The following is a 1,957-nucleotide window of genomic DNA, read 5'->3' on the forward strand; positions in this document are numbered from 1 at the left end:
CCTTGAGAAATACCCAAATCAAAAACTCTTTATCGTTCGTATCCGAGGGTATATTTATTATGTCCCTTTTGTGGAAGACGAAGAGAAGATTTTTTTGAAAAACATTGTTCCAAGTCGTAAATATCAAAAGAAATATACATAGGAGAATGCTATGAAATACACTGACGAAGAAAAAGAATTAATCGACTATGTTGAGACACAACAGGCAGAAAGTGTCCCTAATGTAGCACAAGAAATCAGTCGTTATCAATCCATTGCACATACGCAAATAACCAAGAAAAAAGCGATTAGTATTCGATTGCTTGAGGATGATTTGGATGGGATTAAGGCACGTGCATTGTATGAGGGATTACCGTATCAAACGTTGATTAGTTCTGTCATACATAAATATTTAAAAGGTGAATTACGCCCTGCGTAAGAGGGTAGTGCTGAATTCGCTTATGCAACTCTAAAAAACCAATTTTGAAAAATTCTCTCTAAACTCCGACTCTTGCTCGTAATTATAAAAAGGCAATCCAAACAGTTTATAGCAACTGTTTTCATAAAGTTCTAGTCCATTCTCATTTCTGTCATGAAGCACTAAACTATTTTGAGATGTCAGCTTTGTAATATCGTTTAAAAACTCATTTTTCCACTTCTCAGGAGAATTTTCAAACCCTTCTTTTTCATCTTTTGCCCAGTCACCTTTTGGCTCACAAAAAATTTGATGAGTGCAATTATTTTTATCTTTTAAAAGCAAAACAAAATCTGGCTCAAATTTGGCTCCGTCTCTTGTTTTATCGAAACTGTAAATCTCAAACGCTTTTTCATTTCGGAGCAGTTTTACATCTTTGTATTTCGATTTTAGCGCATCGGAAACTTTTAACATAAAATCGGTAAAGTGCTTCTCTTCGCTCGTTCCTCCATGAGATTCAAAAACATACCACTCTTCAATAATATCAATTGTACTATCACTCTCTTTTAGTTTCAGTGTTTTCTTCGGCGGAATTTTTGAGCTGATACGGACAGGGTAAAATTCGCGGCCTCCGACAAATTCTTTGGCATTTTTTATTATTTTATCTTCGATATTGCCTAAGACTTCGAGTATAAAATGAATTTTGAGTTCATCGGTTATGTCCAACTCTTTTACGGTATAAAAATCAAACTCAATACCTCCAAGATAATCATCACTTTGGATAAATTCACGGATACTTTTTAAATTGACAAAGTATTTCTTTAAACTGCTAAAATAAAAAAATGGCTTCTTATTGATGGCTACACGAACAAGATCGGGATTTTCGTCTTTTAGTTTCAACTTTTTTGTTTTGCTAAAAGCTACCTCTTTTACTTCCTCTTCAAAAACATTCAACTCATGCGTCGTGTTATTGATATATCTTTTTTGCGTTTTATAGGACTTGCCTAAATAATCGCTGATTCCTACAACTTCGCTTTTATCTTGCGGAATTTTTTTGTTGGTATAGACGACACCGTTTTTATACAGTTCGTCTTCTAAAAAACTTTGCTTTACTTTTAATTCAACGATTTTAAAGTCATCTTCCTTATCATCGATCAGCCCGATTTTTCTAAGTTCTTTTGTAAGTGATGCGATATAATCGCTTTGATTGACACTGTAAAAGTGCATCTCTTCCAGAATTTTGAGAGGATTTTCAAAATCGGTATCAAACTTTCGTTTGTACTTATCGTCATCGTTATACGCAAATGGAAAATACCTCGCACCTCGTCCGATAAGCTGTGCTTCGCTGATCGTACTTTTGGTTGTTTTTTTCATCTCATCGAGTTTGACAATATCAAAAAGATTAAGAACATCCCACCCCTCATTTAAAATATCGACGGCAAAAATGGCTCTTATTTTATTGCCAACATCTTCAAGAGAGTTAAGGTTTTTGAGTTTTTCTTCTTTGTCTTTTACTTTTGAGTGGATCACCAAGCAGTTAGATTTGGAAAAACTGTATTGTAT

The 1,957-nt window shown here is 34.2% G+C and carries 2 protein-coding genes; one reads left to right on the forward strand and one right to left on the reverse strand.

Annotated features, from left to right (window positions below; all coding sequences use genetic code 11):
• Nucleotides 1–151: 151 nt before the first annotated feature.
• Nucleotides 152–418, forward strand: coding sequence for a hypothetical protein (locus WA010_RS03130; protein ID WP_422555719.1), 267 nt, complete (start codon nucleotides 152–154; stop codon nucleotides 416–418).
• A 30-nt stretch (nucleotides 419–448) separates the two neighbouring features.
• Here the strand turns inward: WA010_RS03130 and WA010_RS03135 are convergent.
• The coding region (locus tag WA010_RS03135; protein WP_422555720.1) for a hypothetical protein at nucleotides 449–1,957 on the reverse strand (1,509 nt) is incomplete at its 5' end.

Source organism: Sulfuricurvum sp. (assembly GCF_049305995.1).
In the GTDB taxonomy this organism is placed as follows: Bacteria; Campylobacterota; Campylobacteria; order Campylobacterales; family Sulfurimonadaceae; genus Sulfuricurvum.